General features: G+C 64.2%; 35 protein-coding genes. 31 read left to right on the top strand and 4 right to left on the bottom strand.

Features of this window, described 5'->3' with window-relative positions; genetic code table 11:
- Positions 1-360 precede the first annotated feature (360 nt).
- The 26 genes from V6B97_RS15680 (at position 361) to V6B97_RS15555 (ending at position 14,847) form a co-directional block, all read left to right on the top strand.
- A complete protein-coding gene (locus V6B97_RS15680; protein WP_333507466.1) occupies positions 361-915 on the top strand; it encodes a dATP/dGTP diphosphohydrolase domain-containing protein in 555 nt (184 codons plus the stop codon).
- Positions 916-998: 83 nt separating this feature from the next.
- A complete protein-coding gene (locus tag V6B97_RS15675; RefSeq protein ID WP_333507465.1) occupies positions 999-1,535 on the top strand; it encodes a RusA family crossover junction endodeoxyribonuclease in 537 nt (178 codons plus the stop codon).
- A 498-nt stretch (positions 1,536-2,033) separates the two neighbouring features.
- Entirely contained in the window at positions 2,034-2,255 is a 222-nt protein-coding gene (locus V6B97_RS15670) for a hypothetical protein (RefSeq protein WP_333507464.1), read from the top strand.
- Entirely contained in the window at positions 2,248-3,036 is a 789-nt protein-coding gene (locus V6B97_RS15665) for a hypothetical protein (RefSeq protein WP_333507463.1), read from the top strand. The genes V6B97_RS15670 and V6B97_RS15665 overlap by 8 nt, the downstream gene beginning before the upstream one ends.
- Positions 2,979-3,266: a hypothetical protein gene (locus V6B97_RS15660; protein WP_333507462.1), complete on the top strand. Its 288-nt coding sequence runs from the start codon at positions 2,979-2,981 to the stop codon at positions 3,264-3,266. Before V6B97_RS15665 ends, V6B97_RS15660 begins: the two co-directional genes overlap by 58 nt.
- Entirely contained in the window at positions 3,263-3,481 is a 219-nt protein-coding gene (locus V6B97_RS15655; protein ID WP_333507461.1) for a hypothetical protein, read from the top strand. The genes V6B97_RS15660 and V6B97_RS15655 overlap by 4 nt, the downstream gene beginning before the upstream one ends.
- A gap of 180 nt (positions 3,482-3,661) precedes the next feature.
- Complete coding sequence (locus tag V6B97_RS15650; RefSeq protein ID WP_333507460.1) at positions 3,662-3,823, top strand: hypothetical protein; 162 nt, start codon at positions 3,662-3,664, stop codon at positions 3,821-3,823.
- Positions 3,813-4,151: a glycoside hydrolase family protein gene (locus tag V6B97_RS15645; RefSeq protein ID WP_333507459.1), complete on the top strand. Its 339-nt coding sequence runs from the start codon at positions 3,813-3,815 to the stop codon at positions 4,149-4,151. The genes V6B97_RS15650 and V6B97_RS15645 overlap by 11 nt, the downstream gene beginning before the upstream one ends.
- The gene (gene lysC, locus V6B97_RS15640) at positions 4,138-4,305 is read left to right on the top strand and encodes an Rz1-like lysis system protein LysC (protein WP_333507458.1); all 168 of its coding nucleotides are present in this window, start codon (positions 4,138-4,140) and stop codon (positions 4,303-4,305) included. The genes V6B97_RS15645 and lysC overlap by 14 nt, the downstream gene beginning before the upstream one ends.
- Positions 4,298-4,591, top strand: coding sequence for a hypothetical protein (locus V6B97_RS15635; RefSeq protein ID WP_333507457.1), 294 nt, complete (start codon positions 4,298-4,300; stop codon positions 4,589-4,591). The genes lysC and V6B97_RS15635 overlap by 8 nt, the downstream gene beginning before the upstream one ends.
- 282 nt (positions 4,592-4,873) lie before the next feature.
- Positions 4,874-5,269, top strand: a complete 396-nt coding sequence (locus V6B97_RS15630) for an HNH endonuclease (RefSeq protein ID WP_333507456.1) — start codon at positions 4,874-4,876, stop codon at positions 5,267-5,269.
- A 178-nt stretch (positions 5,270-5,447) separates the two neighbouring features.
- Positions 5,448-5,849, top strand: coding sequence for a phage terminase small subunit P27 family (locus V6B97_RS15625; RefSeq protein ID WP_333507455.1), 402 nt, complete (start codon positions 5,448-5,450; stop codon positions 5,847-5,849).
- Between the two features lie 46 nt (positions 5,850-5,895).
- On the top strand, positions 5,896-7,563 hold the full coding sequence (locus tag V6B97_RS15620) for a terminase large subunit (protein ID WP_333507454.1): 1,668 nt from the start codon (positions 5,896-5,898) through the stop codon (positions 7,561-7,563).
- Complete coding sequence (locus V6B97_RS15615; protein ID WP_333507453.1) at positions 7,560-8,819, top strand: phage portal protein; 1,260 nt, start codon at positions 7,560-7,562, stop codon at positions 8,817-8,819. The genes V6B97_RS15620 and V6B97_RS15615 overlap by 4 nt, the downstream gene beginning before the upstream one ends.
- Positions 8,803-9,561, top strand: coding sequence for a head maturation protease, ClpP-related (locus V6B97_RS15610; RefSeq protein ID WP_333507452.1), 759 nt, complete (start codon positions 8,803-8,805; stop codon positions 9,559-9,561). Before V6B97_RS15615 ends, V6B97_RS15610 begins: the two co-directional genes overlap by 17 nt.
- Before the next feature lie 42 nt (positions 9,562-9,603).
- Positions 9,604-10,887, top strand: coding sequence for a phage major capsid protein (locus V6B97_RS15605; RefSeq protein ID WP_333507451.1), 1,284 nt, complete (start codon positions 9,604-9,606; stop codon positions 10,885-10,887).
- Between the two features lie 13 nt (positions 10,888-10,900).
- Positions 10,901-11,368 (top strand): hypothetical protein, encoded by a 468-nt coding sequence (locus V6B97_RS15600; protein WP_333507450.1) that lies wholly within the window; start codon positions 10,901-10,903, stop codon positions 11,366-11,368.
- 18 nt (positions 11,369-11,386) lie between these two features.
- On the top strand, positions 11,387-11,659 hold the full coding sequence (locus V6B97_RS15595; protein WP_333507449.1) for a hypothetical protein: 273 nt from the start codon (positions 11,387-11,389) through the stop codon (positions 11,657-11,659).
- Positions 11,660-11,710: 51 nt separating this feature from the next.
- Entirely contained in the window at positions 11,711-12,289 is a 579-nt protein-coding gene (locus V6B97_RS15590; protein ID WP_333507448.1) for a head-tail connector protein, read from the top strand.
- Positions 12,289-12,474, top strand: coding sequence for a hypothetical protein (locus V6B97_RS15585; RefSeq protein WP_333507447.1), 186 nt, complete (start codon positions 12,289-12,291; stop codon positions 12,472-12,474). Before V6B97_RS15590 ends, V6B97_RS15585 begins: the two co-directional genes overlap by 1 nt.
- On the top strand, positions 12,475-12,801 hold the full coding sequence (locus V6B97_RS15580; protein ID WP_333507446.1) for a phage head closure protein: 327 nt from the start codon (positions 12,475-12,477) through the stop codon (positions 12,799-12,801).
- Complete coding sequence (locus V6B97_RS15575; RefSeq protein ID WP_333507445.1) at positions 12,801-13,292, top strand: HK97-gp10 family putative phage morphogenesis protein; 492 nt, start codon at positions 12,801-12,803, stop codon at positions 13,290-13,292. The genes V6B97_RS15580 and V6B97_RS15575 overlap by 1 nt, the downstream gene beginning before the upstream one ends.
- Complete coding sequence (locus V6B97_RS15570; RefSeq protein ID WP_333507444.1) at positions 13,293-13,658, top strand: hypothetical protein; 366 nt, start codon at positions 13,293-13,295, stop codon at positions 13,656-13,658.
- A 12-nt stretch (positions 13,659-13,670) separates the two neighbouring features.
- Positions 13,671-14,126, top strand: a complete 456-nt coding sequence (locus tag V6B97_RS15565) for a phage tail tube protein (protein WP_333507443.1) — start codon at positions 13,671-13,673, stop codon at positions 14,124-14,126.
- 11 nt (positions 14,127-14,137) lie between these two features.
- On the top strand, positions 14,138-14,533 hold the full coding sequence (locus V6B97_RS15560) for a hypothetical protein (protein ID WP_333507442.1): 396 nt from the start codon (positions 14,138-14,140) through the stop codon (positions 14,531-14,533).
- 128 nt (positions 14,534-14,661) lie between these two features.
- Positions 14,662-14,847: a hypothetical protein gene (locus V6B97_RS15555; protein ID WP_333507441.1), complete on the top strand. Its 186-nt coding sequence runs from the start codon at positions 14,662-14,664 to the stop codon at positions 14,845-14,847.
- Between the two features lie 95 nt (positions 14,848-14,942).
- On the opposite strand, the gene V6B97_RS15550 is transcribed toward V6B97_RS15555, so the two are convergent.
- From V6B97_RS15550 to V6B97_RS15535, 4 genes are all read right to left on the bottom strand, one after another.
- The gene (locus tag V6B97_RS15550; RefSeq protein WP_333507440.1) at positions 14,943-15,146 is read right to left on the bottom strand and encodes a hypothetical protein; all 204 of its coding nucleotides are present in this window, start codon (positions 15,144-15,146) and stop codon (positions 14,943-14,945) included.
- A gap of 32 nt (positions 15,147-15,178) precedes the next feature.
- Entirely contained in the window at positions 15,179-16,084 is a 906-nt protein-coding gene (locus tag V6B97_RS15545) for a phage antirepressor N-terminal domain-containing protein (protein ID WP_333507439.1), read from the bottom strand.
- A gap of 559 nt (positions 16,085-16,643) precedes the next feature.
- The gene (locus tag V6B97_RS15540) at positions 16,644-17,465 is read right to left on the bottom strand and encodes an HIRAN domain-containing protein (RefSeq protein WP_333507438.1); all 822 of its coding nucleotides are present in this window, start codon (positions 17,463-17,465) and stop codon (positions 16,644-16,646) included.
- A 517-nt stretch (positions 17,466-17,982) separates the two neighbouring features.
- On the bottom strand, positions 17,983-18,900 hold the full coding sequence (locus tag V6B97_RS15535; protein WP_333507437.1) for a hypothetical protein: 918 nt from the start codon (positions 18,898-18,900) through the stop codon (positions 17,983-17,985).
- Positions 18,901-19,029: 129 nt separating this feature from the next.
- Between V6B97_RS15535 and V6B97_RS15530 the strand changes: the two genes are divergently transcribed.
- From V6B97_RS15530 to gpJ, 5 genes are all read left to right on the top strand, one after another.
- Positions 19,030-22,260 carry a tape measure protein gene (locus V6B97_RS15530; RefSeq protein ID WP_333507436.1) on the top strand — a complete coding sequence of 1,077 codons (3,231 nt, stop codon included), beginning with the start codon at positions 19,030-19,032 and terminating at the stop codon, positions 22,258-22,260.
- A 2-nt stretch (positions 22,261-22,262) separates the two neighbouring features.
- Complete coding sequence (locus V6B97_RS15525; RefSeq protein WP_333507434.1) at positions 22,263-22,652, top strand: hypothetical protein; 390 nt, start codon at positions 22,263-22,265, stop codon at positions 22,650-22,652.
- Complete coding sequence (locus V6B97_RS15520; RefSeq protein ID WP_333507433.1) at positions 22,630-23,151, top strand: DUF1833 family protein; 522 nt, start codon at positions 22,630-22,632, stop codon at positions 23,149-23,151. The genes V6B97_RS15525 and V6B97_RS15520 overlap by 23 nt, the downstream gene beginning before the upstream one ends.
- Positions 23,151-23,585, top strand: a complete 435-nt coding sequence (locus V6B97_RS15515) for a C40 family peptidase (protein ID WP_333507431.1) — start codon at positions 23,151-23,153, stop codon at positions 23,583-23,585. The genes V6B97_RS15520 and V6B97_RS15515 overlap by 1 nt, the downstream gene beginning before the upstream one ends.
- A partial coding sequence (gene gpJ, locus V6B97_RS15510) for a TipJ family phage tail tip protein (protein ID WP_333507429.1) occupies positions 23,582-26,778 on the top strand: 3,197 nt, incomplete at its 3' end. The genes V6B97_RS15515 and gpJ, both read left to right, overlap by 4 nt.

Below are 26,778 nucleotides of genomic sequence, written 5' to 3'. Positions count from 1 at the left end.
CCGTATGGCACGAGGACCTGGAAGAACTGACGGACGCTGCCTTGCGGGATGCTGCGAAGGCTGCGCGCAGACGGTGCCAGTACATGCCGAAGCCCGCCGACATTCTCGCGGCCTACCGCGAACTGTCGGAGCGCCCCCAGCACATCCCTCCGGGTGCGGCGGACGCGCAAGCGCTCCCACAAGGCAACGCCGAGGGAACGCACTGGACCGAGGAGCAGGCAGCACGGAACCGCGCCGGGGCACAGGCGGTATTGGCGAAACTGGCGCAGAGGATGCGGGCATGACCATCCTCGACGGCTGGGACGCTGTGCTGACGCACGGGGCGGACGAGGCGGCGAGGATACACGAGGAGATACAGCGATGAGCGACGCAATCCGAAATCTACCGCCACGATTTCGACCTGTCCAAGCCTCTCGCGGAACACGGGCAGTGCAAGCGCTATGCAACCTCGGCAAAGGCGCCCTGGACTGGTGCCGGGAGCGCTGCGAGACGTACCGGGCGTACCATCTCCAGCGTGAAGCGACGTTGCGATATGAGCGCAACCACACCGACGAAACGGACGGCGTAAAAGGAGGGAGCACGAGCGGACGCAAGGACGACGCGGGAAAGCCGCGTTACGACCTGATACCTCCGGAGGCCCAGCACGCACTGGCCGAAGTTTTCACGCGAGGGGCGGAACGGTACGGCGAGCGGAATTGGGAGGCGGGGTTCTCGGCCGGGCGTCTTATCGGCGCGTTGGACCGGCACATCACCGCCTACAAGGCCGGGCAGGACAAGGACCGTGATTCCGGGATGCCGCACCTCTGGCACGTGCTCGCCAATGCCGCCATGCTGGTAGCCCTTGAGGCGCGCGGAAAGCTGGAAGACGACCGGCCCACGGGGTGCGCCGCGACGCTTTTCGAGGGGGTGGAGTGAGCGTCCCTGTCGCCGAAATTCAGCGGGCCGGTGGGCTCGAAAAGTGGATGCTGCGAGCGGCTAGGCAGGAGGTTGAGCCTGGGATGTTCGGCGAACACAGACCCCTCCCTGCGCCGCCGGTGCAGCCCGCCCAGCCCGGCCAGCGTGACCATATTGCGCAGCCCCGCAAAATGCTCGCGGAGACCGGGCGCGGAATCTCCCTCTACGTGCCCATCGTTCCGGTCGGCCAGATGCGCGCCCGCCATGGCGTCGCCAACGGTCATGCGCGCACGTACAAGCACGCCAAGCAGCGCCGGGCAGAGGAAACCCTGACCGCGTACCTTGCCAGGCATCAGCCACCCGAGCCGATGGACGGCCCCGTGATGCTCGGCGTACGGGCCTACCTGCCCATCCCGAAGAGCAAGTCGCAGAAATGGAAGGCCGACGCGCAGGCGGGCCGCATCCGCCCTACGGTCAAGCCGGACCTCGACAACCTGCTCAAGCACGTCAAGGACTGCCTCACGCAATGCCGGTACTGGAGCGACGACAAGCAGGTGGTGGAATATCTGCCGCGCACCGGCAAATACTACAGCGCTATCCCGCGCTGGGAAATCGACATTGTGCCGACGGGGGACATGTGAGCGACGCTATTTCCGAAATTTACAGACACGACTTCGACCTGTCCAAGCCCCTCGCGGAGCACGGAGTGTGCAAGCGCTGCCACCTTGGCAAGGGCGATCCCGACTGGTGCGAGAACCACTGCGAGATATACCGAGTGTACCACCTCCAGCGCGAGGCGACGTTGCGGTATGAGCGCCGCACCGACGAAACGGACGGCGTAAAAGACGGTTCGCATATGAGCGGACGTGGAGACGACATGCAGAGTCCTGTGGTCCCTGATGAGTATGGAGTTGACGGCAACAGTCTGCCCACGCTGGACGACGGCGATTGTAACAACGTTGATACGGACCATTTTCGTGGTGCCACGAAAATGGCTCCCCCCCCTTGCGCAAGCGGGGCAGGTCAACGCCAATTATGCCGCCCTGCACGAGGTGCTATCACAGGCTTACCATCAAGCCGCTGGCGGTAAGGGCCATGAGCGCCACGCCACGGACGACCCGTTTGACCAACAGCCAATCATGGTAATTACCCGCCTGCTGGGCGACCACCCGTGCGCCGCGTTGGGCTATCAGGCGATAAAGAAGACCGTCGAGGCTGGCAGGCTGCACCGCATAAAGGGGCCTGACGCCGCCGTGCGCGAACTGTACGGGGCCATCAACTACCTCGCAGCGATGGCCTTGCGGGTGCAGGAAATGGGCGAAATTCGAGATTCCAGAATGCAGGACGGCGCGCATGGGTAAGCGCGTCGTCGTTGTTTCCGACCTCCACTGCGGGCATCGCGCCGGGCTTACACCGCCGGGCTGGCAGTATAGCCTGCACGACGCCAGCGAAAGTCGCTCCGCGTGGGGAATGCTCCAGCGTGAGTTGTGGGACTTTTACGCCCGCACCCTGCGCGCTCTCCAGCCCATTGAATGGCTGGTGTGCAACGGCGACGCCATCGACGGGCGCGGTGGCCGCAACGGAGGTGTTGAACTGATCACCTCCAATCTCTCCGAGCAGTCCGACATGGCTGTGCAGTGCCTGGCCGAAGCGGACGCGGCACATTGCCTCATGACGCACGGCACGCCATACCACGTGGGGCCGGACGGCGAAGATTGGGAGGCCGCCGTTGCCCGCAGACTTGGAGCACGCATTCGCGGGCACGACTGGCTGGATGTCAACGGCCTCGTGTTTGACTTCAAGCACAAGATAGGCGGCAGCAGCGTGCCGCATGGGCGGCATACAGCCATCAGCCGCGAGCGCGTGTGGAACGTATTGTGGAGCGAGCGTGACTGGGCACCGCTGGCCCGCGTCATAATCAGGAGTCACGTGCACTACCACGAGTACAGCGGCAATCCCACCCACCTCGCCATGACGACACCCGCCCTCCAGGGTCCGGGCAGCAACTACGGCGTCCGCCAGTGCTCTGGCGTGGTGGATTTCGGCCTCGTTTCGTTCGACGTCAACGACGACGGAGGTTTTTCATGGAAAGCACACCTGTTGAACATCGACACGATGCGCCCGGTTCCCGTGCAGGGTTAGCTATGGATATTCGGGCGCTACTGGAAAAGATAGGCACGTCTGCTGCCGATGATGGGTATACCGTGGCCGAGATCGCTGCGGCGATGAACTGGACAGTGAACCGGACGCGGGCCGAGGTGAAACGCCTGCAATCCCTCGGACAGTGCCGCCCAACGAAGAAAATGCAACCGGCCATGGACGGGCGTACATTCCCCGTCGCCGCGTACATTTTTGAGGAGGCCAGAACATGAGCCGCCCCCGCAACGGTATCCTGTGCCCGGAGTGCAGAAAGGGCGGGCGCGACGTGGTGTGCGATGTGGTCAAGACCGTGCCGGTAGGGAGCGGGAGGAGCCGCCTTTACTGGTGCCCGGCGTGTGGCGGCATCATCGACACGCACGAGGAAGTGGTCCGATATACACCACCGATAGGCATGGATGAACCGGAGACGCAGCAGGCCCCCGCATAGGGGGCTTTCTTTTTGGTTGGAAACCCCGGTTTCCAACCAACTTTGTGTTGCGCGCCCGCGTATCCGCCGTACCCTGACGCAAAGGGCAAGCGCCGCGCTGCTAGACATCGGCCAGCACCGCGCCGCACACAGGGGCCTCTGCCAACGGCACGCCCCACGCCCTCTCAACCGGGAGAGATCATGCGCGCCTGGCTCCAGCACCATCTCAACGCCCTCAACATCTACGCGCTGCTGTGCCGTATCGGCATGCCCTGCGCGTGGGCGCGGCGTGTTGCCAGATGGTGGGAGGCCCGCGTGACCACCACCCTGTACCCTGCGAGCGAGGTGCGCCATGGCCGGTAGGCGCACCATCGTGGCCGTCGTCGGGGCGGCAGCCGCCGCTCTGATCCTGTCGGTGACGCCCGTGTGGGAGGGCAAGCGCAATGTCGGCTACCTCGATATCGCCGGGGTGCCCACCAAATGTTTCGGCGACACCCGCGACGTGGTGGTCGGGCACCGGTACAGCGACGATGAGTGCCGAGCGTCCCTCGACCGGGCGCTGGTTGAGCACGCGCAACCTGTCGTGGATTGCCTGCCGGAGATCGTCGGCAATCTCCCTGCTCATGTGCGGATGCTCGCCACGGGTGCAGACCGTGACGGTGCCAGAGGTGGTGTGCATGACGCCCCCTGACGCGCTGATGCAGCCCGTCGCCGTCCCGACGCAGGACGTGCAGACCAACGGCGACCTGCTGGGCCTGCTGCTGGACCGCACCGCAGCGCTCGACGCGTGCAATGCAGACAAGGCCGCCCTCCGCGCTTGGGCAGAGGGGGGCCGCGATGAATGATGACCGGCTGTACCGCGCTATCGAGCGCATTGACGAGCGCACTGCCCGCCTCGCAGAGGGACATGCGGCCCTCGCTGCCCGTGTAGACGAGCGCTTTGACTCCACCGACAGCAAGCTTGATGCCGTGCATGACACGGTGTGCCGCCACGACGAGCAGCTTGCGGATCACGCGCAGACGATCACCAGCATTCGCACCGTGGCAAAAGTCGGCGGCTGGCTTGGCACGGTAGGAGGCGCTGCCGGGGTGTGGGGCATGATCAAGGGTTTTTTTGCTGGCGCGCAGTAACCCGTGGGTTGCCCGGCCCAGCGCAAGGCGGGTGGCGGATATTGAGGAGAGTCCTGCGGCAGCGTCCCCTCCGGCTGCCGATCGGCCCTACCGGGGGCGTGACGGATAAACGGGCGCGGTTTGATGTGGAGCATGCGCGACGACGGCGCACACACCCCGCAAGGGGGCACGGTCGGAGAGCCCCGCAGGCCCGACAATTCGCAGGACGTACCGGATGGCAGCACATGCACAGGCTGCCGTGATAACCCTTTCGGGGGGCTTGTTGTGTGACGAGGAGATGACATGCCGCTGCGCCCGCTGCGCCCGTGCCGCTGGACCGGATGCCCAGCCACCACGCGCGATCCGTCTGGATACTGCGATGCGCACCGACCGCAGGCCGAGCAGCGCAGGGCGGATGCGGCAAAGGCCAGAGCAGCAGCACACGACGCACGCAGGGGCAGCTCGCACAGCCGAGGATACGGCGCAGCATGGCGCAGGCTACGCGCCGATGTGCTCCGCGACGAGCCGCTGTGCAGGGAGTGTGCGAGGCAGGGCCGGGTGACGCCAGCGACCGACGTGGACCACATCGTGGCGCGCTCACGGGGCGGCACAGACGACCGCGCCAACCTCCAGCCCCTGTGCCACCGCTGCCACAGCCGCAAGACGGCGCGGGAGGACGGCGGGAGGCCGCTGCGGTGATGCGGCGTGCGGCAGGGGGGGGCGAAAGTCTGGCGCCTTCGTACCTAGACCGTGGTGGGCAGGCAGATTGCTGCGCGTGCAAAATGGAGGGTGGGGGCAACCCACTGAAAATATGGCAGGACGCAAGCCGATACCGAGCAAGTTGAAGATCCTCAGGGGTACCGCACAGCCATGTCGGATGAACCCCGACGAGGCCATTCCGAACCCGGAAATACCGAGCGCGCCGCGCCACCTGTCGCGGGAAGCGTTGCAGGAGTGGGGACGCATCACGGACGAGCTTCACCGGTTGGGCCTGCTGTCGAACATCGACAGGGCGGCACTGGCCGCCTACTGCCAGGCGTATGGCCGGTGGGTTGAGGCGGAAGCGGCGATCTACGCTGATGCGAAAAGCCCGCTCCTGACAACCATGACCGCCAACGGCACGACGATACAGCACCCTCTTGTGGGGGTTGCCAACACGGCGGCCACGCTGATGCACAAATTTCTGACCGAGTTCGGCATGACCCCGGCCAGCAGGACGCGGGTAGCGGCGAGCAAGCCGCAGCAGGGCGAAAAGAAGGGCTTTGCGGCCCTTGGGTAGGAAGATGGCGAAGAAAGCACCCCAGCACCCCCACGTTGAGGCAGCCATGCAGTACGCCCGCGATGTTGTCGCGGGGCGTGTGCTGGCGTGCAAGTGGGTGCGGCTGGCGTGCCAGCGCCACCTTGACGACCTCGCCCGGTGGGATGGCGTGAAGGGTGCGCCCTACTTTTTCGATGCGGTTGCGTCCGAGCGCGTGTGCCAGTTCGTGGAGTTGATGCCTCACGTCAAGGGCGAGTGGGCGCGCAAGCGCGAACTGCTGTCGCTGTCGCCGTGGCAGGCGTTCATCATTTCCGTGCTCTACGGGTGGCAGCGTGCGGACGGCTTGCGCAGGTTCCGCGAGGCATACGCCGAAATCCCGCGCAAGAACGGCAAGTCGTGCATGGTCGCCCCGGTCGGCCTCTACATGTTCGCTGCTGACGGCGAGGAGGGCGCGGAAGTCTACAGCGGTGCGACCACGGAAAAGCAGGCGTGGGAGGTCTACGGGCCTGCCCGGCTGATGGCCCTGCGCGCTGACGGTTTTGCGCCCCACTACGGCGTCGATATCCGCGCCAAGAACATGAACATCATGGGCAGCGCGGCCAAGTTTGAGCCGATCATTGGCGACCCTGGCGACGGTGCCAGCCCCCATTGCGCCATCGTTGACGAATACCACGAGCACGACAGCCCGAAGCTCTACGACACCATGATCACTGGCATGGGCGCGCGCTCGCAGCCGCTGATGCTCGCCATCACCACCGCAGGATTCAACCTTGGCGGACCCTGCTACGACATGCGCCTGCGCGTGCAGAAGGTGCTGGATGGCGTCCAGACCGATGAAGAGCTTTTCGGCATCATCTACACCATCGACGCCGACGACGACTGGACGAGCGAGGACGCTCTGCGCAAGGCGAATCCCAACTACGGCGTTTCGGTGCGGGCGGACTACCTGCGGTCGCAGCAGATGAAGGCCATCCAGAATCCGAGCAAGCAGAACGCCTTCAAGACCAAGCACCTGAACGTGTGGTGCAACGCCAAGTCCGCGTGGATGAACATGGCGGCGTGGGCCAAGTCGGAAGACACCACGATCCGCCCACAGCAGTTCGCCGGAGAACGGTGTTGGATGGCTGTTGACCTCGCCGCAAAACTCGACCTGAACGCTGTGGCGCTGCTGTTCCGCCTCGATGGCGGGCGCTACGGCCTGTTCGCCCACTTCTTCCTGCCGGAGGACGCCCTTGAGTCCGCGCACAACGCGGACATTTACCGGGGCTGGGCCGAGCAGGGGCACATCACGCTCACACCGGGCGGCATGGTGGACATGGACGCCATCGAGGACGCAGTGCGCGAGATGGCCCGCGAGTTCAACCCGGAAGAGGTCGGCTATGACCCCTACCAGGCATCGCAGATGGTGGCGCACCTGACGGACGATGGCATCCCCATGGTCGAAATCGGGGCCACCGTGAAGAATTTCAGCGAACCCATGAAGCATCTTGAGGCGCTGGTGGCTGACGGCAAACTGGTGCACGACGGCAACCCGGTGCTGACGTGGTGCATGGCGAACGTGGTGTGCCACACCGACGCCAAGGACAACGTTTTCCCGCGCAAGGAGCGCCATGAATACAAGATCGACGGCGCGGTGGCGTCCATCATGGCCATGGCCCGCGCGCTGACCGTCCCCGTGGAACAGCAGGGCGGCGGGTTGTTCGACTGGACGGAAGTAATGGAGGCCCGCGCATGAAGTGGAATCCGCGTGACTGGTTCCGGCGGGCCGATGCCGCGCCGCAAGCCTCCTACAGCGCTGACTCGTTGACCGAAGAGCAGGCAATCGCACTGCTGGCTGGCGGGTACGGCGTTCCCTCGGCGTCCGGCGTGGTGGTGAACGAAACCACGGCCATGCGCGTGAGCACGGTGTACCGGTGCGTGGCCCTGCTGTCCGGCACCATCGCCAGCCTTCCCTGCGAGGTCTACCGGCAGGGCAAGGACGGGCGTTCGGAACCCGCGCTGGATCACCCGGCCTACTACCTGCTGCACAACGAGGCCAGCGCGCTCATGACGGCGCATCAGTTCTGGCGGACGTTCCTGTGGTCGGCGTTCATGTGGGGCAACGGGTACGGCCTGATCGGACGCTCCGCGCTGGGTTCTCCGCAGTCCCTGTCGTGGGTGCATCCCACGTCGGTCACGCCGGACCTGAGCGCGGACAAGACGCGCCTTGTGTACCGCATTGCCCTGCCTAAGGGCGAAAGCCGCCTGTTCGACCAGGACGACGTACTGCACTGGTCCTTCATAGGGTGGGACGGAAAGAAGGGACGCGCCCCGCTGGAATGCGCGCGCGAGGCCATCGCCCTTGCCGCAGCCGGGCAGGAGTTCAACGAGCGATTCTTCGCGCAAGGTGTTGCGGCTGACATAGCCATAGAATCTCCGGAAAAGTTCAACACCGAGCAAGCACGGCATTTTCTGGACTTGTGGGAAAAAAACCACGGAGGTCTGGCGAAGCAGCGTGCCCCCGTAGTCGTGCATGGTGGGGCAAAGATTCAGCGCCTCGATCGCAAGGCCGACGAGTCCCAGCTTGTGGAGTCCCGCACCTTTCAGGTTGAGGACATCTGCCGGTTCTTTGGCGTGCCGCCCCACATGGTGGGCCACACCAGCAAAAGCACTTCGTGGGGTTCCGGCATCGAGGAGCAAACGCTGGGCTTTGTCAAGTTCACCCTGCGCGACATCCTCAAGGGCCTTGAGCAGGAAGTGAACCGTAAACTGCTTCGCTCTGCCCGCTTCTACTGCAAGTTCAACCTTGACGCCCTGCTGCGTGCCGACTCCAAGGGCCGTGCCGAGTTCTACAAGGCGGCGCTGGGTGGCACGCAGAACCCCGGTTTCATGACGGTCAACGAGGTCCGCGCCCTTGAAAACCTGCCGCCCGTCGAAGGCGGCGACGCCCTGCACGCGCCGGTAGCGAAGGGCAAGCCAAGCGAAGGGGGCACCGATGCCGCAGCCGTATAGCATGGTCGGGATGAAAAGCGCGAGCGACCTGTACGCGGATGCCGAGCGCGCCGCGTTGCAGCGCGTCAAAGAGGGGAAGGCCCTGCGCCTGTCGCCCGTTGCGAAGGTCGAAGGCGACGAGGCCACGATGTGGCTGTATGACGCCATCGGGTCGTGGTTCGGCATCGACCCTGCCGAGTTCGCGCGCGAGGTGGCCGCGCTCGACGCCAAGGTGATTCACCTGCGCGTCAATTCTCCGGGCGGCGTCGTGACCGACGCCGAGGCCATGCAGACGGCACTGCAACAGCATCCCGCCAAGGTCATCGCACACATCGACGGATGGGCGGCCAGCGCGGCCACCACAGTGTCGTTGGGAGCGGATGAGATCGAAATGTCGGACGGCGCGTGGTGGATGATCCATAACGCCTGGGGCGTCGCCATCGGCGGGGCCGAAGACATGCTTTCCATGGCTGACATCCTTGAAAAGATGAACGCCAACATCGCCGCCGATTACATCCGCAAGACCGGTGCCAGCGCCGAACAGGTCAAGCAGTGGATGGATGCGGAAACGTGGTTCACCGCCGCCGAGGCGCTGGAACATGGTTTTGCGGATCGCATCTACAAGGCTGACGGCGGCGACACTGCCGAAAAAGACCAGAAAAAGACCAAGAAATCGGAAAAATCCGCCAGCAACACGGGCGAAGTCGATACGGCGCGGGCAGTCCGTGCCCGTGCCATCGCCCTTGCCGAGGCGGGGTACTAGCGGGGATTCCCGCACCATCAACAGGCATATGGAGGAAACACCATGCCCATGTCCATTCAGGCCCTGCGGGAACTTAAGGCCGAAAAGATCGAGGCCGCCCGCGCCCTGCACGCCAAGGATAACTTCGGCGATGCGGAACAGAAGGAGTTCGACGCCCTGATGGCCGAAGCGCAGGCCATCGACACCCGGATCAAGAACGATGAGCGCCTGAACGGCCTCACCGACCCGGCGCAGGCCGCCGCCGTGGCTGGCGCGGCCAACGCCGCCCACATCGAAGTCGAGCACAAGGCGGTTTACCGTAACCTCGGCGAGCAAATGCTGGACGTGCGCGCCATGACCATCGATAGCGCCGACGCGCCCAAGGCCCGCGAGCGCTTCCAGAAGGTGGTCAACGCCGCCTCCGGCGCGTCCACCGGCATCGACGGCGAGGGCGGCTACCTGGTGGAAACCGACAAGGCCTCCAGCATACTGACCACCGCCATCGAAACCGGCGTGCTGTCCAGCCGGTGCACCTCGCAGCCCATCGGGGCCAACGCGGACAGTTTCAGCTACATGGCCGCCGACGACCGCGACCGCTCCACCGGCAAGCGCAACGGCATCCAGGTGTACCGCAAGGGCGAGGCCGACACGCTGGTTTCCAGCGGCAAGGCCCTGCTCAAGGAGCGCGAACTGCGCGTGGAAGACATGTACGGCCTGATCTACGTCACCAACCGCATGCTGCGCGACGCCGTGGCCATGGCCGAATACGCCAAGCGGTGCCTGCGCGAACAACTGGCGTGGAAACTGGACTACGAAATCTTCCAGGGCAGCGGTGCCGGGCAGTGCCTGGGCATCATGAACAGCGACCTGCCCGTGACCGTCTCCAAGGAAACCAGCCAGACCGCCGACACCATCAACGCCACCAACGTGATCAAGATGCTGGCGCGCTTCACCGGCGACATCACCAAGGCGGCGTGGTTCATCAACCAGGACTGCCTGCCGCAACTGCCGCTGATGACCGTGGGCAATCAGCCGGTATTCGTGCCCGGTGGCAGCTTCGCCAATGCCCCGTTCGGCGTGCTGCTCGGGCTGCCCATCGTTCCCATCGAGTTCTGCAAAACCCTGGGCGACAAGGGCGACATCATCCTCGGCGACTTCTCGCAGTACCTTCTGGTGCGCAAGGGCGGCGTGGAAGAGGCCGAATCCATGCACGTCAAGTTCCTGACCGATGAAATGGCCTACCGCTTCATCACCCGGAACAACGGCCAGCCCATGCACGACGCCCCCATCACCCCGCTGAACGGCTCGGCCACCCTGTCGCCGTTCGTCATGCTGGAAGCCCGCTAGGAGGTAGGTTGAGATGAAGAACCTCATCGAAAACGTGCAGATCGTCGAGGCCATCGCCCCGCAGGCGGGCGCGGCCATCACCGGCGACTACATCTCGCTCAAGAAGGCCGGGCACGTGACCGTTCTGGTGCACATCGCCCAGGCCAACGCCGCCCCCGTCGCCATCACCATCGAGCAGGCCACCGTCGTGGCGGGCACCGACTCCAAGCCCCTCGCCAAGGACGTGCCGATCTATCTCGTTGCCGACGCGGGCACCTCCGACGTGTGGGTGCGGCAGACTGACGGCGTGGCGTTCACCACGTCGGCGACCCTGAAGCACAAGATGGTGGCGTTCGAGATCGACGCTGAAGATCTGGATGTCGCGGGCGGCTTCGACTGCATCACGGTCAAGACCGCCGCTTCCGACGCCACCAACATCACCAGCGCGCTCTACGTTGTGTCGGGCCTGCGCTACGGCCCCGGCTCCGTTATCGCCGACTAGTCCAACATGGAGGGCATCATGGAAGTGCGTCTGTTGACCCGCTGGGGTTCGCGCATGCAGGGCGACATCGTGAGTGTGTCGGCGGAACGCGCCGTGGCGCTCGCGGATGCCGGGATTGGCCGCATCCTTGTCCAGCCTGGGGACCAACCCGAAGCACAGGCCGAACCCGGCGATGAACTGGCCGACGTGAAGGCGCAATTGGATGCCCTTGGCATCGAGTACAGCCCCCGCATCGGTCTGGACAAGGCCAAGGCCCGCCTCGCCGAGGCGCAGGCCGCCAAGACGGAATGACGAACAGGCCCGGCATCCGCCCATGGGGTGCCGGGCCATTGCGGAGCAACCATGTCCATCGTCACCACATCGCTGCGTTGCACCGTCCCCGCCGACTTCACCGCGCTGTCGCTGGAAGCCGCCAAGGCCCATCTGCGGGTGGAGCACGACGCTGACGACGACCTGATCACCGCGCTCATTTCCGCTGCCCAGGCGCACGCGGAGCACGAGACGGGCCGTGTGCTGTGCGAAGCGACGTGGGAGTGGTGTCTGCAAGGCCCGCTGACCGGCCCCGCGTGCATCCCGGTAGCGCCCTGCGCCTCGTGCGCCGGGGTGGCCGTGGGTGGCGTGACCGTGGACGCATCCGCCTACGCCTTCACGGCGTCCGGCGCGCTGGCCGGGGAGTCACCCCTTTTCGCGGCGCTGACGCCCGGCCCCGACTTCCCCACCGGTGACGCCGTGACGGTGACGGTGACGGCGGGCTGGCCGGATGGCGAAGTGCCCGCCGCCATCACGCAGTGGATGCTGGTGCGCATCGGCACCTTGTATGAACAGCGCGAGGCGTTTGCCGTGGGCGCGAATTTCCACGAGTTCGGACGGTCCTTCGTGGACTGCCTACTGGACCCTTACCGAATCCCCAGGGGGATGTGATGCAGGACATGCACATTATTTGTCCGAAACAGGCCCACAACATCGGGCACATCTACCTGAACGGCGTGGATTGCGGCTCCGCTGTCGGGGTGACCCGCGTGATCTTCGAGGTGACCCCCGACGGCATGCCGGAACTGCTCATCGAGCGCATCCCCGCCCCCCTTCCCCGCGAAGAGGAACGCTAGATGCGCATCGGCCCCATGCGCCACCGTGTCGTCATCCTGCATCAGGTGCAGGGCGCTGATGACCCGCTGGGCGAACCGGCCCTGACGTGGGCGGAGTTCGCCACGGTGTGGGGCGAGGTGTCGCCCCTGTCGGGACGCCAGTACATGGAGGCCCGACAGGCGCAGTCCGAGGTGTCGCACCGGGTGCGCATCCGCTACCTGCCCGGCGTGGCGGCGGACATGCGCGTGCAGCATGACGGGCGGATGTTCCAGATCGAGGCCGTGCTCGACATGGGCGAGCGCAAGCGCGAGATGCACCTGATGTGCGTCGAAAGGACCGGTGACTGATGGCTGGCGGCGGCATGATCAAGGCGTCGGTTGAAATCAACCTCGACGGCCTGGATGCGGGCCAGTTCGCCGGGCATGTCCAGCGCAATGTGGACGCCCTTGCGGAAATGGTGGCCGCCGAGGCCCGCGCCACCACGGCGTTCACCGACCGTTCCGGCAAGCTGCGCAAGTCTATCAAGGTCCGCCGCCTGCGCGAGGGCGAGGAACCCGTGGTCATCGTGGGGGCCTTCGCCCCGCACGCGCACCTGGTGGAGTTCGGTACGCAGGGGCCGCGCAGCAACCACGGCAAGGCCATGCCCATCGGTGCGGATGGCGCGCGCTACGGCGGCAAGGGCGAGGTTTCCGGCTGGGCGCGCAAGGTGGCCCGCATGCCCGCACTGCCCTTCCTGCGGCCCGCGCTGGAGAAGGTCCTGGCCCGCGCGCGTTCCGGCATGCTGGCCGACATGTTCAGCGCCGAGACGCCGGGCGGCTTCGGCTGGACGGGGGACTAGATGCAAGGACTCATCGCCGCCGTCAACGCACGCCACAAGGCGCAACTTGGTTTCGCAGCGCACGTCATAGAGGCCCCGGAGGGCACGGCGCTGCCCTACAACGTGGTCAGCATCGTCAGCGAGATCGCCACGTACAATTTCACCAGCACGTTCGAGCGCACCATCGTGCAGTTCGACGTGTACGCGGTCAGCAAGGCGGCGGCCATAGCCGGTAGCGAAGCGCTCAAGGCCGCGTTCGACGACTGCGCGCTGACCGTGCCGGGCTACCTGTTCGGCAAGTTCGAGCGCCAATTTTCCCAGCCGCTGAAGGACGGCGACGCATGGCGCGTCATCGTCCAGTACGTGGTGGAACTGCAAAAGGCATAGAGGAGCGACAGCATGGCTACCCTCAACGGGCGCAACGCCCGCGTGACCGTCAAGCCCGCCAGCACGGAACAGATCGTGATGGAAATCGGCTCGTGGTCCATCGACCTGGGCGCGGACGAAATCGACACCACTTCCTTCGGGTCCGGCTGGGCCAAGTCGGACGTGGGCATGAAGAAGTGGTCCGGCAGTCTGGAAGGCTTCAGCGACCCCAGCGACGACGACGGCCAGGGCGTCATCGAGGAAGCGTTCCAGGACGGTTCGCTGGTGGGACACATCCGGTTCTACGAGAAGTACGCCACGACCGGCGAGGTCGTGTACTGGACGCCGGACACCACCGCCGACGCCAACGCCGGGGCGCGCATCACCGCCTTCAACGTGGGGCAGGACAAGGCGGGCGTGGCCTCGCTGTCCGTCTCTTTCTCCGGCTCCGGCCCGCTCAAGCGCGTCGTGGAAACCGTGGGTTCGTAACGGGGGCATCCATGCGCTTCAACATGACCGACCTGAACCCCGGCACCGTGTGCCCGCTGGACCCGCAGGACACTGGCGCCGGGTCCATCACCCTGCGCACGCTCAACTCCGAAACGCTGGCCGACATCGAGCGCAAGACGCGCACCCGGCGCGTGGAGTACCGGCGCGGCCAGCGGCACGAGGTGGTGGACGTGAACGAGGCTTTGCACAGCGAAATGCTGTGGGACTACGCCATCGTCGCGTGGGATGGCATCGAGGACGAGAACGGCGTGCCCATCCCCTGCACGCGCGAGAACAAGGCCACGCTCATGAACGGCTCCCCGGTGTTCGCGCGCATCGTGGGTGATCTGCTGGACCAGTTGACCGAAGCACGCCTCCAGCGCGCCGAGAGCGCCGAAAAAAACTGATCGAGCACGCCGCGCGGCTGTGGGAACGGCCCGACTGCGCGGCGTGTGAAACCATCCATGACCGGCGGGGCACGCAGCCCCCCTGCGAGGAGTGCACCCCGCCGCTCATGGAGGAAAACGCGGACGCCATGATGATTTTCGGCATCGTGCAGGGCCAGGTCATCATCGCCCCCATGGGTGGGGTGGTGGACATCGACCACAAGGCCATCCACGAAGCCATGCGCCTGTACGGTATCCGCGACAGGCGGGAATGTTTCCGCAAGGTACTGCGACTCGCCGCATTGGCGCGCGAGAAGCAGGGCGGCAAGAAATAGCCGCCGACCGGCCCCGAATGCGGGTGCCGGGCATGACAATCAAATAGGGTACGGACGGAAAGCGAAGGGGCCGGGATGGCCCGGCCCCTTGCTGGTTAGTAGCGCGTTTCGGCGTTGTGCGTGATTTCTGTCGGCACGACGATGAAGGACGGCGCAGGGTCGCCGTGGGCGGTCACGTCCACAACGTCGAGGCGGACGGTAAGCCCTGCCTGGGCCGCATCGCGGAGCACTGCCGAAAAAGCATCCGCTGCACGTCGCACGGCTTCTGCCATCTCCACACGTCTTGCATCCTGGCTCATGGCAACCTCGATTGTTGGTGCATCATATCGCGCTACCGCATGCCCGCCAATCCCTCCATGAGGCGGGCAGTATGGCACAGCGCGTCGGCCCCCATGTCGATGGCTGCCGTGCCCCGGTTGGCGGATATGGAGTCGAGCACACGCTCCCGCGCAAGCTGGTCCGTGAATCTTTCGGAGAGGTGCGGGTACAGCAGTTGGGCAAGACGCCACCCGGCAACGCCAAGCTCCAGCGACCGCATATGCACCTCGGACGCGAACGCAAGGCACTCGTGGGCATGAACTGACAGCCTGCGCCGGAGGTCTGCCGGAAGGTCCGGCTCCGCAGGCGGCAAAGCCTTCGGAGCGTTCTGGATGGCATCGACGCGCTCCTGCACCCATGCGATGGCGCGCTGGACAGTCTCCACGGTCATGTCCTCCACGGAGGCAACGCCCATGGCGGTGTTCACCTGTCGGAACGCCGGGCCGTAGCCGATGGGGGCCATGCTGACCCACATGCGTACCAGGTCAACGAGCGGCTTGCGCTCGGCCTTGGTGGCAAGGGTGGGCGAGATGGCGACGGGCTGGGCGTGCTTGCCTTCGATCAGGGCGCGCCGCTCGCACCAGTGCCGCCATAACACATCGTCGCATTCCTGTTGATAGATGATAATCGTGGCACGGCTGGCTTGCTTGACCTTGTTCGCCGAGACGCTGAACAGGTAGGCGGGCAACTTGCGCACAGGCAGGCAGAGGGTGTCTTGGTCGCCGCTTGCGGAGGGTGTTGTCATAATGACAACACCCCATCGGTCACGGTTTGCGGTGAGTTTGCGGTACTGTGTGGCCCAGTTCAACCCCATGCCCTCAACGATGGGGCGCATGGGCGTGACGGGTTCGCCTTCGTGTTCGATGACGTACAGGGTGTTGCCGTGAAACGAAACAGGGGAAGGGGTAAGGCTGGTCATGGGGAACTCCTTGCTGGGATGTTGAATTCCCCCTCCCCAAAAAGGAGAGGGCCGGGAGCTTCAACACCGCCAGCAAGAGCGGCCCATACGCTTTCCCCTTGCGGGTATTGTATGGCGTCTGGACTCCCGACCCGAATATGCTTGGAAGTATACCCCGCCGCCAAACCACACAAAAGGGGTTGACAGGGCATAAAAAACCACGGCTGACGGGCGCGGAATCCGCTTACTGACGGCTGTTGAAGGCCGTGCGGACACCACGCCATGGAATGTGGAAAAAGTCAAGCCCGTCACCATGCCATCATGCGCTGTGTCGCCTCATATCTGCCCTTGCATGTGGCAAAGCCGTCATCCCACCCCTGCTTATAGATCGGGTCTGATGCGTACCTACTGACATCCTTAGAAAAACGATAATACGGATGCCCAGATGCAACATACCCACTGTCGCACCCTGGCCCATATCCTGCCTGGTATTCTGGTGGGCCATTTGGGATTTGATTGTTTCCTGTTGCACATCCTGACAAAATAACAACTGCAAGCGCCGCACAAATTGCAATGGACTTCATTTTTTCCCCCTATTTGCGGTTTTTTCCCAAAACGCACTTCGTATCTTTATTTTTGGGTGTTCGTCGTCGGATATGTCATAGACCTCCGTAAGATGCTTGTGCCCGCTTTTTATGAGTGCCGTTACGTTTTTCGCATCTTTTGCACCCAGCCTACCAAAGTCACCGCATATAGCATCAACAAAAACAATACCATCTGTATCCTCGGACACACTTCCGAGCACAAGTGAAACAGATGAATAATTGCTAAGTTCATCCGCGCAGTCTCTTCTACGCTCGTCCATATTGTTTGTTCCAGATATCCCCGTAACGCTCATTGTCATATATTTTGCGTTTTCTGGAGGCGATATGTGCACTTCAAGCGCGCAGCCATAGGACTTTCCACTCCCTCCATGTACGCTTGATATCTTCGCAAGGCATGTGCAACCGGAATCAAGAAGTTGCGCAATCCGCGTGTTGCTGTCGCTTTTTATGTACCCGATCATTCCCATTCCACTAACGACGGCAATTGCGTTTCCGTCATGCCTGTTGTCCGGCTCGCGCACCAAGTCAACGGCTTCCCATCTTTCAAGTCTCGCGATGATTTTTTGCCTGCTCACACCGTCGCTGTTGTTGTGCGTGACGCCTGCAACAGGGACGCCTTCCATAGTGATGGTTAATGCTTCCGGCGCATGCCACGCGTTCCAACTGATTTCCTTGGTGCGGTTGATGATCACAGGGGGATCAAGGCCCTCGTCCTGCGGGAGGGTTTGGGGCTGTGGCGTGGCTACATCCTGTTTTTCCTGATTGCCCGTGCCGAAGAGCCATTGAAAAATTCCCATACCCGCCTCCTTTTCGCCAAGCCGTTACCAGCTAGCCGCAGCCGTGGCAACGGGCAAAGAAAAAGCCCCGCAGAAGCGGGGCCGGGCGGGTGGGGTGGAGTGGGGCGGGCTAGTGCACACCACAATGCTTGTCGCGCTTTCCCTTCTTGCCATCAGGCGGAAGGAAGAACCCGACAATGCCGACGAGCAGGCCAAGGACGCCAACCGCGATCAGGTATGTGGTCATGTTCTTGCCTCCTTCCATGTGAGCAGTAGCGAAATGGCTATGAATGCGAATCCGAACGAGTAGCAAATCCACTGAGGCAGCGCTGTCGATGGGTTGAGCATGCCGCCGATAAACATCCCGACGCTCATTTTCTCAAGCCAGTCCGCGATGCGTTTCCTCATGCCCAGACAGTAACCGTCGTTCCACGTTCTGACAAGTTGAATTGCCCACAGGCAATGAATTCGCGCACACCCCGCCCGTGGGGTAGGCTGCGATGGCCAAGGCTAACTCAGTGGGTGGGGATGGGGGGGGCTACTCGATGGGCAGCAAAAGTTGGCGCGGCGTCTTGATGTGCTCCACGACTTCTACGGCCTCATACTCCGTGCGGAGTCCCTCGCGGGTTTGAAGCTGCGTGACGCAAAGCTTGATCTTGAGTTGGTCGCCCTTGGCGAACGTGATGCGTCCCTTGTCCACATTGTCAAGGAAGCGCTTATCAAGAATCTTCACATTGATAGGCGTCGAACCGTCGGTCAGCCGCCATTTGTTGTCTTCCTTGAAGCTCAACGAAACGATGGTGAAAAAACGAATCTGCGGTTCTGTGTCCTGGGCGATGACAACGGGGGCAAACTCCGGCGGCGTGAAGGCGTCCACCTCGTCCTTCGTCACCAGCGGAGCCTTTTCTTTCCCGGAGGCCACATACAGGGAGTCGATGCCTTCACGGCGCACGGGGTCAACCGCCTTGTCAAGGGCAGTGCGAACGCCACCGTCCCCATAAAGTTCGGCAACGCCAGACTCTACCTCTACAGCCTCAATGCCGTCATCAAATTCAATACTGACCTTCCCGTTTTCCAGCGCCTTCATGCGCTTGGGCTTTCTCCCGCGCGCCTTGCGCACCAGCCAGAACAAGGCCCCACCCGCAGTGGCGGGGTTGATTCCCAGAAGGTTCAGTATTTCCAACGCCTCTCGGGTCCTGCTTTCGGGATGGAAAAGGCTGCGAATCGTGTCTGTGAAGCCTTGTATCACCTCAAAGCTGATGCCAAAGCATCCCGGCTCGAAAGCCTTCACCTTGACCGAAACCTCGGTACTTTCTCCGTTCAGAACGCGGTTGGCGTTTTCAAGCAGGTCGCCCAGGGCAAGAAGCGCTGGCGCAAGGTCGCGCACGTCCATTTTGCTGCCGCGCAACGCATCCCCATCATAGAAAACCGTAAAAGACGCTGACGAAGTAGGCATAGCCTCCACCCCCTCCTGCATGCTTGACAGCCAGTTCACCGCTTCAGGCGGTGAGCGATCTTCTCAAAAAACGGCGCTGATTGCCAGCACATCACCCCCTTTCCGTCCGCACCCGCACGTGAGGTAGACATGGCGATTCGCATTCCCGGCGTATACGTCGAGATTTCCGGCGACATCACGAAGTTGGAGAAGTCGCTTGACAAAGCCAAGGCCATCGTCAAGGCCGACTCCATTGCCATCTCGAACTACCTGAACAACGCCATCAAGCCCGAAAGCGTCGAGCGCGGAGTGATGGGGCTGATCCGCAACCTTCAGCGCGTCAATTCGGCCTCCAAACTCACTGGCGAGCAGTTCCGGGGCCTGAGCAGCGACATTGGAGAACTGCGCTCCATGACCGGGCTGGCGGCAAACGACTTCGCGCTGCTGCAAGGCCGCATGCTGAAGCAACGGGTTATGGACAGCGCGGAGAGGTCGTTTCTTGCCGTGGCCAAGGCCGCCAAGTTGACCACTGCGGAACAGGTGATGCTGCGATACCGCCTTGGCGACACCGATGGCGCGGCCAGAATGCTTGCCAACACGCTCAAGTCTCATGTGGCCGGGGGCTTCACCACCGCCCGCAATGCCGTGTTCAGCTTCCAGACCGCCATCGTCGGCCTGGCCCTTGCCAGTCTGGTCAAGGAAGTGTTCGACGCGGGCGTGCAGGTGCAGAAACTGCAAATCGCCTTCGACGCCATTACCGGCAGCAGCGAGGCCAGCGCGCAAGAATTCGCCTTTCTGCGCGGGCTTTCCGACGAACTTGGCGCGAACTTCTACGTTCTAGCCGAGGGATATAAACAGGTTGCCGCAGCGGCGCAGGGAACGAACTACGAAGGGGCCGTAACACAAGACCTCTTCACCGCAATAACCGAGGCCTCCGTGGCCCTTGGCATGTCCGGGGAGGCCACGGAGCGCACGCTCAAAGCCCTCAGCCAAGTAATGTCAAAAGGCAAACTGACGGCAGAGGAATTGCGGCAGCAGTGGGGTGATTCTCTGTACGGCGCGTTCAACAAGGCCGCCGAGGCCATGGGCATCACAACGGAGAAACTCGACAAACTGTTGCAAGACGGGGCCGTACCTTTTCTCGATTTTGGCCCCAAGTTCGCCGCCATCCTGCACCGAGACTTCGGTGAGGCAGCCCGCAAGGCCGCCGGAACGGCACAGGCCGCAGTGAACAAGTTCGAGGAGGCGTGGACCGATCTCAAGGTGGCGATGGGCAGCAAGGGCTTCATGGAATCTGCAACGTCAACGCTGCGCAGCCTGACGGAAACCATGAAGGACCCCGGCCTGCAACACGCCATGGCCGTTCTTGCGACCAGCGTTGGCGAGCTTGTTCAGGAGTTCGCCCGGTTTGCCGCGCATCAGGGCACGCTGCACAGCATGGCGCAAACGGGGCAGTCGGCGTTTGGCGCACTGGCAAGCGCCGGTGGTATGGCAAAAGACCTGCTTGGCTCTGTAGTCAGCGGGTGGGCCGCCCTGCCGGAGCCGGTGAGAGAGTTGGGCCTTGTTGGCGGCATTGTGCTGGGCAAGAAGGGCATGGCCGCGCTGGCCGCGCTTTCGTGGGCGGCTGGCGTTGGCGACAGAATGGACCGCTCCATTGCGCAGATTGGCAAGGGCAACATGCAGTGGAGCGACCTGATTTTCGGCGACGACAAGGAGGTTGAAGCCAAAATTGCCGCTGCCGAAAAACTGGAGGCGGCGCAACGCAGAGCCATGGAGTTCGCTGCTAACCCCAAAATGGCCAGTGCTCACTCCTCTGCATCACCCACGCGCGGCCTGTCCCGCGATGCCGTTGATTTCGAAGCGGCAATGAGCAAGGCCCAGCGTGCGCTGGATTCGTTCGCCAAAGAATCCCCGGCATCCAAACTCGCAAAGATCAAATCAGACTACGGGGATGCCGTTGCGGCGATAACCGACGCCATTTCAAAGGCGTATGACGCCGGGCAGGACACCACGGCGCTTGAGGGCATGCTTTCTACGGCAGGCAAGGAGTACGACCGGCAGATTTCGGAGTGGGGGAAGAGGGGCGACGCCGCAGCCAAGAAGACCACCGACGCCATGCAGTCCATCACCAAGGAACTTGCCCAAATGACCGATACGGGCACCGAGGGTGAGGCCCGTATTGCCGCGTTGCAAAAGAAGTTTGAGGACTTCGCGGAAGTCCCCGGCGTGGCCGCTTCCAAGTTGAAGGAGTTCAAGGCCGTCATCGACTACGCACTGGCGCACAACGGGTACACCCCGCAGCAGGTGGCCGCCTTTGAGCGTGGGGTGAAGAAAGAGGTCGCAGCGCTGGAAGACAGGGCCAAGGCCATGCGGGCAGCCACGCGCGCAGATGGGACTGTAGACCAGCAGAAGCTAACCCTGTTGACAGCTACGGCGGAAGCAGAGCGCACCTACAATGACGACGTTCTGCTGGGAATCGACAAGACCATTGCGGCCAAGAAGCGTGACCTTGCGGTTACGACGGCCACGGCAGAGGCGCGCCAGCAGGACCTGGCCGTTCAGGAGTCCTTCTTACAGGACTTGGCGGGGCTGTACGCCAACGACGAGGGCTTGCAGCGGGACATCCTGGACAAGCAGGTGCGCAACTACCGGGATGCCGGGGTGGCGCAGGTGGACCTGGCCCGCTGGAAGTCGCGCAAGGAATTGGAAATGGCAACCGACGCGGCCAGCGGCATGCGGCGCGCCCTGACCAACTACTACGAGGACGCGCAGAACGCGGCCACCAATTGGGCCAACGTCACCGGCAACGCCTTCAACAACCTTGAGGACGCCATGGTGGACATGTGCACCACGGGCAAGCTGGAATTCACCAGCATGATCGACGCCATGATCGCCGACGTGATGCGGCTGGTGGTGCGCACCAGCATCACGGGCCCGCTGGCGCAGGCCCTTGGCGGGATGATCGGTGGTCTATTCACGGGCTCCGGCGGAACGGGCGGCGATGCCAGCGGTGCCTGGGGCAGTTATTCGGATAGGGTGGTGGGTATCGCGGGCACCCGCGCAGGCGGGGGGCCTGTGCTGTCCGGCAACACCTATCTGGTGGGTGAGAACGGCCCCGAACTGTTCACGCCTAACTCCAGCGGTGCAGTATTGCCAAATGGCGCGCTGTCCGGCGGCATCGGCACCAACGTGCAGATCAACATCATCGAAAGCGCCAACGCCAAGGCCGAGGTGACGCAGACGCCCACGGCCAACGGCGTGCGGCTGGACGTGGTAATCAAGGACGTGGTGGCGCAGGACATCGCCAAGGGCGGCAAGATCGACCAGGCCATCGCGGGCCGTGGCTTCTCGCGCACATCCCGCATGGCGGGCAGGGGGTAACCATGGCCGAGCCTGAACTCTACTGGCCGGAATCGCTGCCGCAGCAACCCCTCAATTCCGGGACGCAGCGGGGCATCCCCAACCTTATCCTGCGCTCCACTATGGACAAGGGTCCGGCCCGGCAGCGGCAATACACGTCGGCGGCCAAGCGCCGCCTGTCGTACCCGCTATACCTGACCATGGCCCAGGTGGCGACGCTGGAGGAGTTCCTTGAGACGGTCCCCGGCCAGTCGTTCTGGCTGCCGGACCCCATGGACGACACGAAGTACCTCCTCGTGGACCTTGTTCCCGAATCACAGGAAAGTGTTGCCACCTTGCAGCCCATGGGCACCGGCATGACCGTTACCCTCACGTTGGAGGCGTGGCCCCATGTGTCCCGCGACCGTACTTAGCGGCGATTTCAAGCGCTACTCGCTGGCGTCCAACATGGACGACGTGCTGGTGTGCCTCATCGCCATCTCGCATCCGGACATGGCGGCGACCATCCGCGTCTCGTCGGACCCGACGGAACAACTCGGCTGGCTGGACGACGGCACGCCCAAGTACGGCACCGTGAGCAACGGCGAGGAATACCTGTACTACCAGTTCGGCTTCACGCTGCCCGGCCAGCCCAGCGGCACGGAAACTCCGGAGGCGGCGATCGTGCTGGACAACGTGGACCGCGTGCTGGTGCGGACCATCCGCGAGTTGCACGAGGCCCCGCGTTTTGCCTGTTCCATCGTCCTCGCCAGCAACCCGGATCGCATCGAGTACGCCCTGCCCAAGCTCATACTGACCGGCACGGATTGGGATGCGGCTGCCATCAACGGACGGTTGACTTTCGCCACCACCCTGCAACGCACGTTCCCTCCGCGTCGGTTCCTGCCCTCCAACTTTCCGGGGTTGTTCTGATGCCGCACTGGTCCGACAGATACGTGGGCATCCCGTTCCGCGAGGGCGGGCGGGACTTTTCCGGGTGCGACTGCGCCGGGCTGGTGCTGCTGGCGCTGCGCGAGGAACACGGCATCATCGCCGCGGACACGGATGCGGCCTACGGCGCGGACGATTTTCACGGTGCGCTCGGCCAGGGGCGGCTGGCCGAACTGGTGGAGCGCGGCCTGCGCGAGTGGCGGGTGGTGTCCGGCCCGCCGCGCCCGTTCGACCTGGTGCGCTACGCCGTGGGCGGCAATCCCTGCCACGTGGGCCTGTGCGTGGGCGGGGGGATGTTCCTGCACGCGCTGGAAGGCGCGGCGCGGTCGCACCTGATTGCGCTAGCGTCCCCGCAGTGGAAACGCCGCTTCGTGGAGTTTCGCCGCCATGAACAACTGACGGAGGCCCCGGCATGACCCGCAACCCGGAAGTCGTGACCGCCGCCAACCTGCCCGCGCTGCTGGCCGACGCGCCGCCCTTGTACGGGCAGGCGTCGCGCATGGTGTACCGGCCGGACCTGCTGTCGCTGCGCACCGTCGATCTGGTGGTGCCCACGGGTGTGTCCGTGCTGGCCGCCATGCGGCAGGCCCTGCGCGACGCCGGGCACTCCCCGTCCATCCTGCGCGGCGCGCGCATCGACATCAACGGCGTCCCCGTGCCGCGCTCGGAGTGGGGTGCCCGCCTGATGCGCCCCGGCGACCTCGCCAGCCTGCATGTGCCCGTGCGCGGTGGTGGGGGCGGCAGCGGCAAGAACCCGTTGGGCACGCTGCTGTCGCTGGTCGTGGTGGTGGCGGCTGCGGCGCTGACATACGGGGCCGCCGGTGCCTGGGGAGCAGGCTTGGTAGCGGGCACAAGTATTCCGCAGGCCGCCCTTGTCGGCGGCATCGCCGGGCTGTCCATGATGGCGATGTGGGGAGTCAGCCAGTTGTTCCCGCCTGCCGTCGCCAAACTCGGTTCCACCGGCAGTTCCCTTTCCGCCGAAAAGACGTGGGCCATCACCGGCACGCAGAACCAGGTGGACCCCTACGGCCCCATCCCGTTCGTGCTGGGCAAGGTGCGCTTTGCCCACCGCATGGCCACGCGCGGCTATACCCTGCTCAGCGGCCAGACGGTCATCGCGCGCATCCTGTACGTGGTCATGGGCCGCAACCGGGTGACGGACCAGCGCATCGGAGACACGCCCCTCGCGCAGGTGACCGGTGCGCGCACGGTGGTGCATGAAAACTGGCGCGGCGAGCCGCTTAAATTCATCCGGAACGTCTTTGAAAACTCGTTCGACGCAACCGTGACCAATTCCGGCGGCGAGGTGACCAAGACCACGCAGGCCGACGCCACCGGGTGCTCGCTGGAAATCTACTACCCGCAGGGTCTTGTCCGCATCGACAAGAAAAACAGGCGGTATACGGCCTCCGTCACGCTGCGGGTGGAGATTTCCGCATCCGGGTCTACCACGCGGCTGCCCGCGTTCGGAGACGCCGGGAACACCGTCACGCATTCCGCCGCCACGGTCACGCCGCAGCGGCGCGGCATTTCCATCACGTTCCCCAGCGCGGGGAAGTGGAACGTGCACGTCAAGCGTATGACGGCCGACGCCAACGACAACGACACCGAGCAGACCCTGCTGGACGATTCCAAGTGGGTGAAACTGCGCAGTTTTGTCCCCGGAAGGCCGGTCATCTACGAGGGATTCCCGCTGACGCTCATCGAGGCGGAATTCCGGGCGAACGATGCGCTGGACGGGGTGATCGACGCCTACAGCGCCGTTATGGAGAGTTACGCTCCGGTCCCGCAGGAGGGCGGCGGCTGGCTGGACCAGCCCACCAACAGGCCATCCGCGCTGGGCTACCTGCTCACGTCCGGCAAGTACGCCTCCGGCGACCGCATCATCGACGTGGCGTTGGATGCCGAGGACATGCACGACGACGTGTGGCGCGACTTCCACGCGTGGTGTGAGGCCATGGACTGGCAGTACAACTCGGTGATCACCAGCGAGGGGACCATTGCCGACGTGCTGGCCCCGGTGCTGCGGGCGGCGCGGGGCGGGTACGCCATTCTGGACGGCCTGCACGCCGTGGCCTGGGACGCGCCGGACAAGCCGGTGTCCATGATCTACGGGCCGCGCAACTCGTGGGGGTTCCGGGCCAGCAAGACCATGCCGGAGCGCATGCCGCACGGGCGCAGGTTCGCCTTCCTGAACGAGGAAAAGGACTACGAGGAAGACGAGCGGGTGGTCTACGCCGACGGATACGACGCGGGCACGGCCACCTACGTCATCGACGACGAGCAGGAAGGGGTGACGAACCCCGGCCTAATCTGGAAGTTCGGGCGGCTGCACATCGCGGATTCCATCCACCGGGCGGAGACGTTCGAGTGGCAGACGGATTTCAGCCACCTCATGGTCCAGAAGGGCAGCGTGGTTGACCACGTGCATGACGCGCTGCTGACCGGCATCGCGCAGGCGCGCGTCATCGGCGCCATCCCCGATCCGGAGGACGATACCCGCATCATCGGGGTCATCCTGGACGAGGACGTGACCATGGAGGCGGGTGTCACGTACATGCTGCGCCAGTACACGGCGGCATCCATGAGCACGGCGTGGGCCGTGCAGACCGTGCCCGGCACGGGGCGCGAACTGTACTGGCCGGTGGTGGACGAGGAGACGGGGGAACACCTGTCCACCCCGGCGGCCGCCAGCCCGCAGTTCGACGACATGGTGGTGTTCGGCGTGTCCGGCCGGGAGACGTTGCGCCTCGTCGTTACCGGCATCTACCCGGAACAGGATTTCGTTGCCCGCATTACCGCGCAGATGGAAGGGACGGACGTCTACGCTGCCATCGACGGACCTGTGCCGCCGTTCGTGAGCGGCATCACCAGTCCGTCACGCTGGTCCAAGGGCAAGCCCGCCGTACCCACAATACTGTCCCTGCGCAGCGACGAAACGGTGCTGCTGCGGCTGGCTGACGGATCGCTGGTGCCGCGCGTCGCCGTGTCGTTCGAGGCGGCGACCGTGCGCGACGTCGAGGCGGCGACCGTGCGCGTCCAGGTGCGCGTGGCTGGCAGCGAGGAGGAGTGGCGCGTGGCTGGCAGCGTGCCCGCCATCGAGCGGGTTGTGTACGCCACGGACGTTGAGGAGGGCGTAGAAATCGAGGTGCGGGTGCAGGCTGTTTCCACGCTGGGCGTCGGCAGCGACTGGTCCGCCCCCCTGCTCCACACCGTGGTGGGCAAACTTTCCCCCCCGCCGGACATCCCGGAACTGATGCGCGACGGCGACATGCTGCGCTGGTCGTACCCCGACGCACCGCTGGACTTGGCCGGATTCCTGGTGCGGTTTTCGCGCAATCCGTCCGCATCGTGGGAGATGGCCACGCCCGTGCCGGAGGGCACGGTGCCCACGGCCGTCTACGACATGTCGCGCTACGCGGGCGCGGAAACCCTGTGGATGGTACGCGCCGTGGACACCGGAGGGCGCATGTCCGCAGGTACGGCGCGACTGGTGGCCGACATCGGCGGCCCGGAAATCGCCAACATCGTGGATGAGATAGACCTGCGCGCCATGGGCTGGCCCGGCGCGCACGACGGCGAGGTGGACGGCGACGGCAACTTGTCCGC

The organism is Nitratidesulfovibrio sp. 1201_IL3209, from assembly GCF_036763125.1.
GTDB lineage: Bacteria > Desulfobacterota > Desulfovibrionia > Desulfovibrionales > Desulfovibrionaceae > Cupidesulfovibrio.
The sequence above is the reverse complement of the archived record's forward strand: the minus strand, read 5'-3'. Positions and strand labels throughout refer to the sequence as shown.

Excerpts from the sequence above, each read along its gene's own strand:
- V6B97_RS15550 (WP_333507440.1), bottom strand. The coding sequence starts at position 15,146 with ATGAGCCAGGATGCAAGACGTGTGGAGATGGCAGAAGCCGTGCGACGT.
- V6B97_RS15520 (WP_333507433.1), top strand. The coding sequence starts at position 22,630 with ATGTGTCCCGCGACCGTACTTAGCGGCGATTTCAAGCGCTACTCGCTG.
- V6B97_RS15665 (WP_333507463.1), top strand. The coding sequence starts at position 2,248 with ATGGGTAAGCGCGTCGTCGTTGTTTCCGACCTCCACTGCGGGCATCGC.
- V6B97_RS15525 (WP_333507434.1), top strand. The coding sequence starts at position 22,263 with ATGGCCGAGCCTGAACTCTACTGGCCGGAATCGCTGCCGCAGCAACCC.
- V6B97_RS15555 (WP_333507441.1), top strand. The coding sequence starts at position 14,662 with ATGATGATTTTCGGCATCGTGCAGGGCCAGGTCATCATCGCCCCCATG.
- V6B97_RS15655 (WP_333507461.1), top strand. The coding sequence starts at position 3,263 with ATGAGCCGCCCCCGCAACGGTATCCTGTGCCCGGAGTGCAGAAAGGGC.
- V6B97_RS15585 (WP_333507447.1), top strand. The coding sequence starts at position 12,289 with ATGCAGGACATGCACATTATTTGTCCGAAACAGGCCCACAACATCGGG.
- V6B97_RS15575 (WP_333507445.1), top strand. The coding sequence starts at position 12,801 with ATGGCTGGCGGCGGCATGATCAAGGCGTCGGTTGAAATCAACCTCGAC.
- V6B97_RS15515 (WP_333507431.1), top strand. The coding sequence starts at position 23,151 with ATGCCGCACTGGTCCGACAGATACGTGGGCATCCCGTTCCGCGAGGGC.
- V6B97_RS15570 (WP_333507444.1), top strand. The coding sequence starts at position 13,293 with ATGCAAGGACTCATCGCCGCCGTCAACGCACGCCACAAGGCGCAACTT.
- V6B97_RS15615 (WP_333507453.1), top strand. The coding sequence starts at position 7,560 with ATGAAGTGGAATCCGCGTGACTGGTTCCGGCGGGCCGATGCCGCGCCG.
- V6B97_RS15565 (WP_333507443.1), top strand. The coding sequence starts at position 13,671 with ATGGCTACCCTCAACGGGCGCAACGCCCGCGTGACCGTCAAGCCCGCC.
- V6B97_RS15660 (WP_333507462.1), top strand. The coding sequence starts at position 2,979 with ATGGAAAGCACACCTGTTGAACATCGACACGATGCGCCCGGTTCCCGT.
- V6B97_RS15645 (WP_333507459.1), top strand. The coding sequence starts at position 3,813 with ATGGCCGGTAGGCGCACCATCGTGGCCGTCGTCGGGGCGGCAGCCGCC.
- V6B97_RS15545 (WP_333507439.1), bottom strand. The coding sequence starts at position 16,084 with ATGACCAGCCTTACCCCTTCCCCTGTTTCGTTTCACGGCAACACCCTG.
- V6B97_RS15625 (WP_333507455.1), top strand. The coding sequence starts at position 5,448 with ATGAACCCCGACGAGGCCATTCCGAACCCGGAAATACCGAGCGCGCCG.
- V6B97_RS15595 (WP_333507449.1), top strand. The coding sequence starts at position 11,387 with ATGGAAGTGCGTCTGTTGACCCGCTGGGGTTCGCGCATGCAGGGCGAC.
- V6B97_RS15590 (WP_333507448.1), top strand. The coding sequence starts at position 11,711 with ATGTCCATCGTCACCACATCGCTGCGTTGCACCGTCCCCGCCGACTTC.
- V6B97_RS15635 (WP_333507457.1), top strand. The coding sequence starts at position 4,298 with ATGAATGATGACCGGCTGTACCGCGCTATCGAGCGCATTGACGAGCGC.
- V6B97_RS15600 (WP_333507450.1), top strand. The coding sequence starts at position 10,901 with ATGAAGAACCTCATCGAAAACGTGCAGATCGTCGAGGCCATCGCCCCG.
- V6B97_RS15670 (WP_333507464.1), top strand. The coding sequence starts at position 2,034 with ATGGTAATTACCCGCCTGCTGGGCGACCACCCGTGCGCCGCGTTGGGC.
- V6B97_RS15580 (WP_333507446.1), top strand. The coding sequence starts at position 12,475 with ATGCGCATCGGCCCCATGCGCCACCGTGTCGTCATCCTGCATCAGGTG.
- lysC (WP_333507458.1), top strand. The coding sequence starts at position 4,138 with ATGACGCCCCCTGACGCGCTGATGCAGCCCGTCGCCGTCCCGACGCAG.
- V6B97_RS15605 (WP_333507451.1), top strand. The coding sequence starts at position 9,604 with ATGCCCATGTCCATTCAGGCCCTGCGGGAACTTAAGGCCGAAAAGATC.
- V6B97_RS15650 (WP_333507460.1), top strand. The coding sequence starts at position 3,662 with ATGCGCGCCTGGCTCCAGCACCATCTCAACGCCCTCAACATCTACGCG.
- V6B97_RS15540 (WP_333507438.1), bottom strand. The coding sequence starts at position 17,465 with ATGGGAATTTTTCAATGGCTCTTCGGCACGGGCAATCAGGAAAAACAG.
- V6B97_RS15680 (WP_333507466.1), top strand. The coding sequence starts at position 361 with ATGAGCGACGCAATCCGAAATCTACCGCCACGATTTCGACCTGTCCAA.
- V6B97_RS15560 (WP_333507442.1), top strand. The coding sequence starts at position 14,138 with ATGCGCTTCAACATGACCGACCTGAACCCCGGCACCGTGTGCCCGCTG.
- V6B97_RS15620 (WP_333507454.1), top strand. The coding sequence starts at position 5,896 with ATGCAGTACGCCCGCGATGTTGTCGCGGGGCGTGTGCTGGCGTGCAAG.
- V6B97_RS15630 (WP_333507456.1), top strand. The coding sequence starts at position 4,874 with ATGCCGCTGCGCCCGCTGCGCCCGTGCCGCTGGACCGGATGCCCAGCC.
- V6B97_RS15535 (WP_333507437.1), bottom strand. The coding sequence starts at position 18,900 with ATGCCTACTTCGTCAGCGTCTTTTACGGTTTTCTATGATGGGGATGCG.
- V6B97_RS15675 (WP_333507465.1), top strand. The coding sequence starts at position 999 with ATGTTCGGCGAACACAGACCCCTCCCTGCGCCGCCGGTGCAGCCCGCC.
- V6B97_RS15530 (WP_333507436.1), top strand. The coding sequence starts at position 19,030 with ATGGCGATTCGCATTCCCGGCGTATACGTCGAGATTTCCGGCGACATC.
- V6B97_RS15610 (WP_333507452.1), top strand. The coding sequence starts at position 8,803 with ATGCCGCAGCCGTATAGCATGGTCGGGATGAAAAGCGCGAGCGACCTG.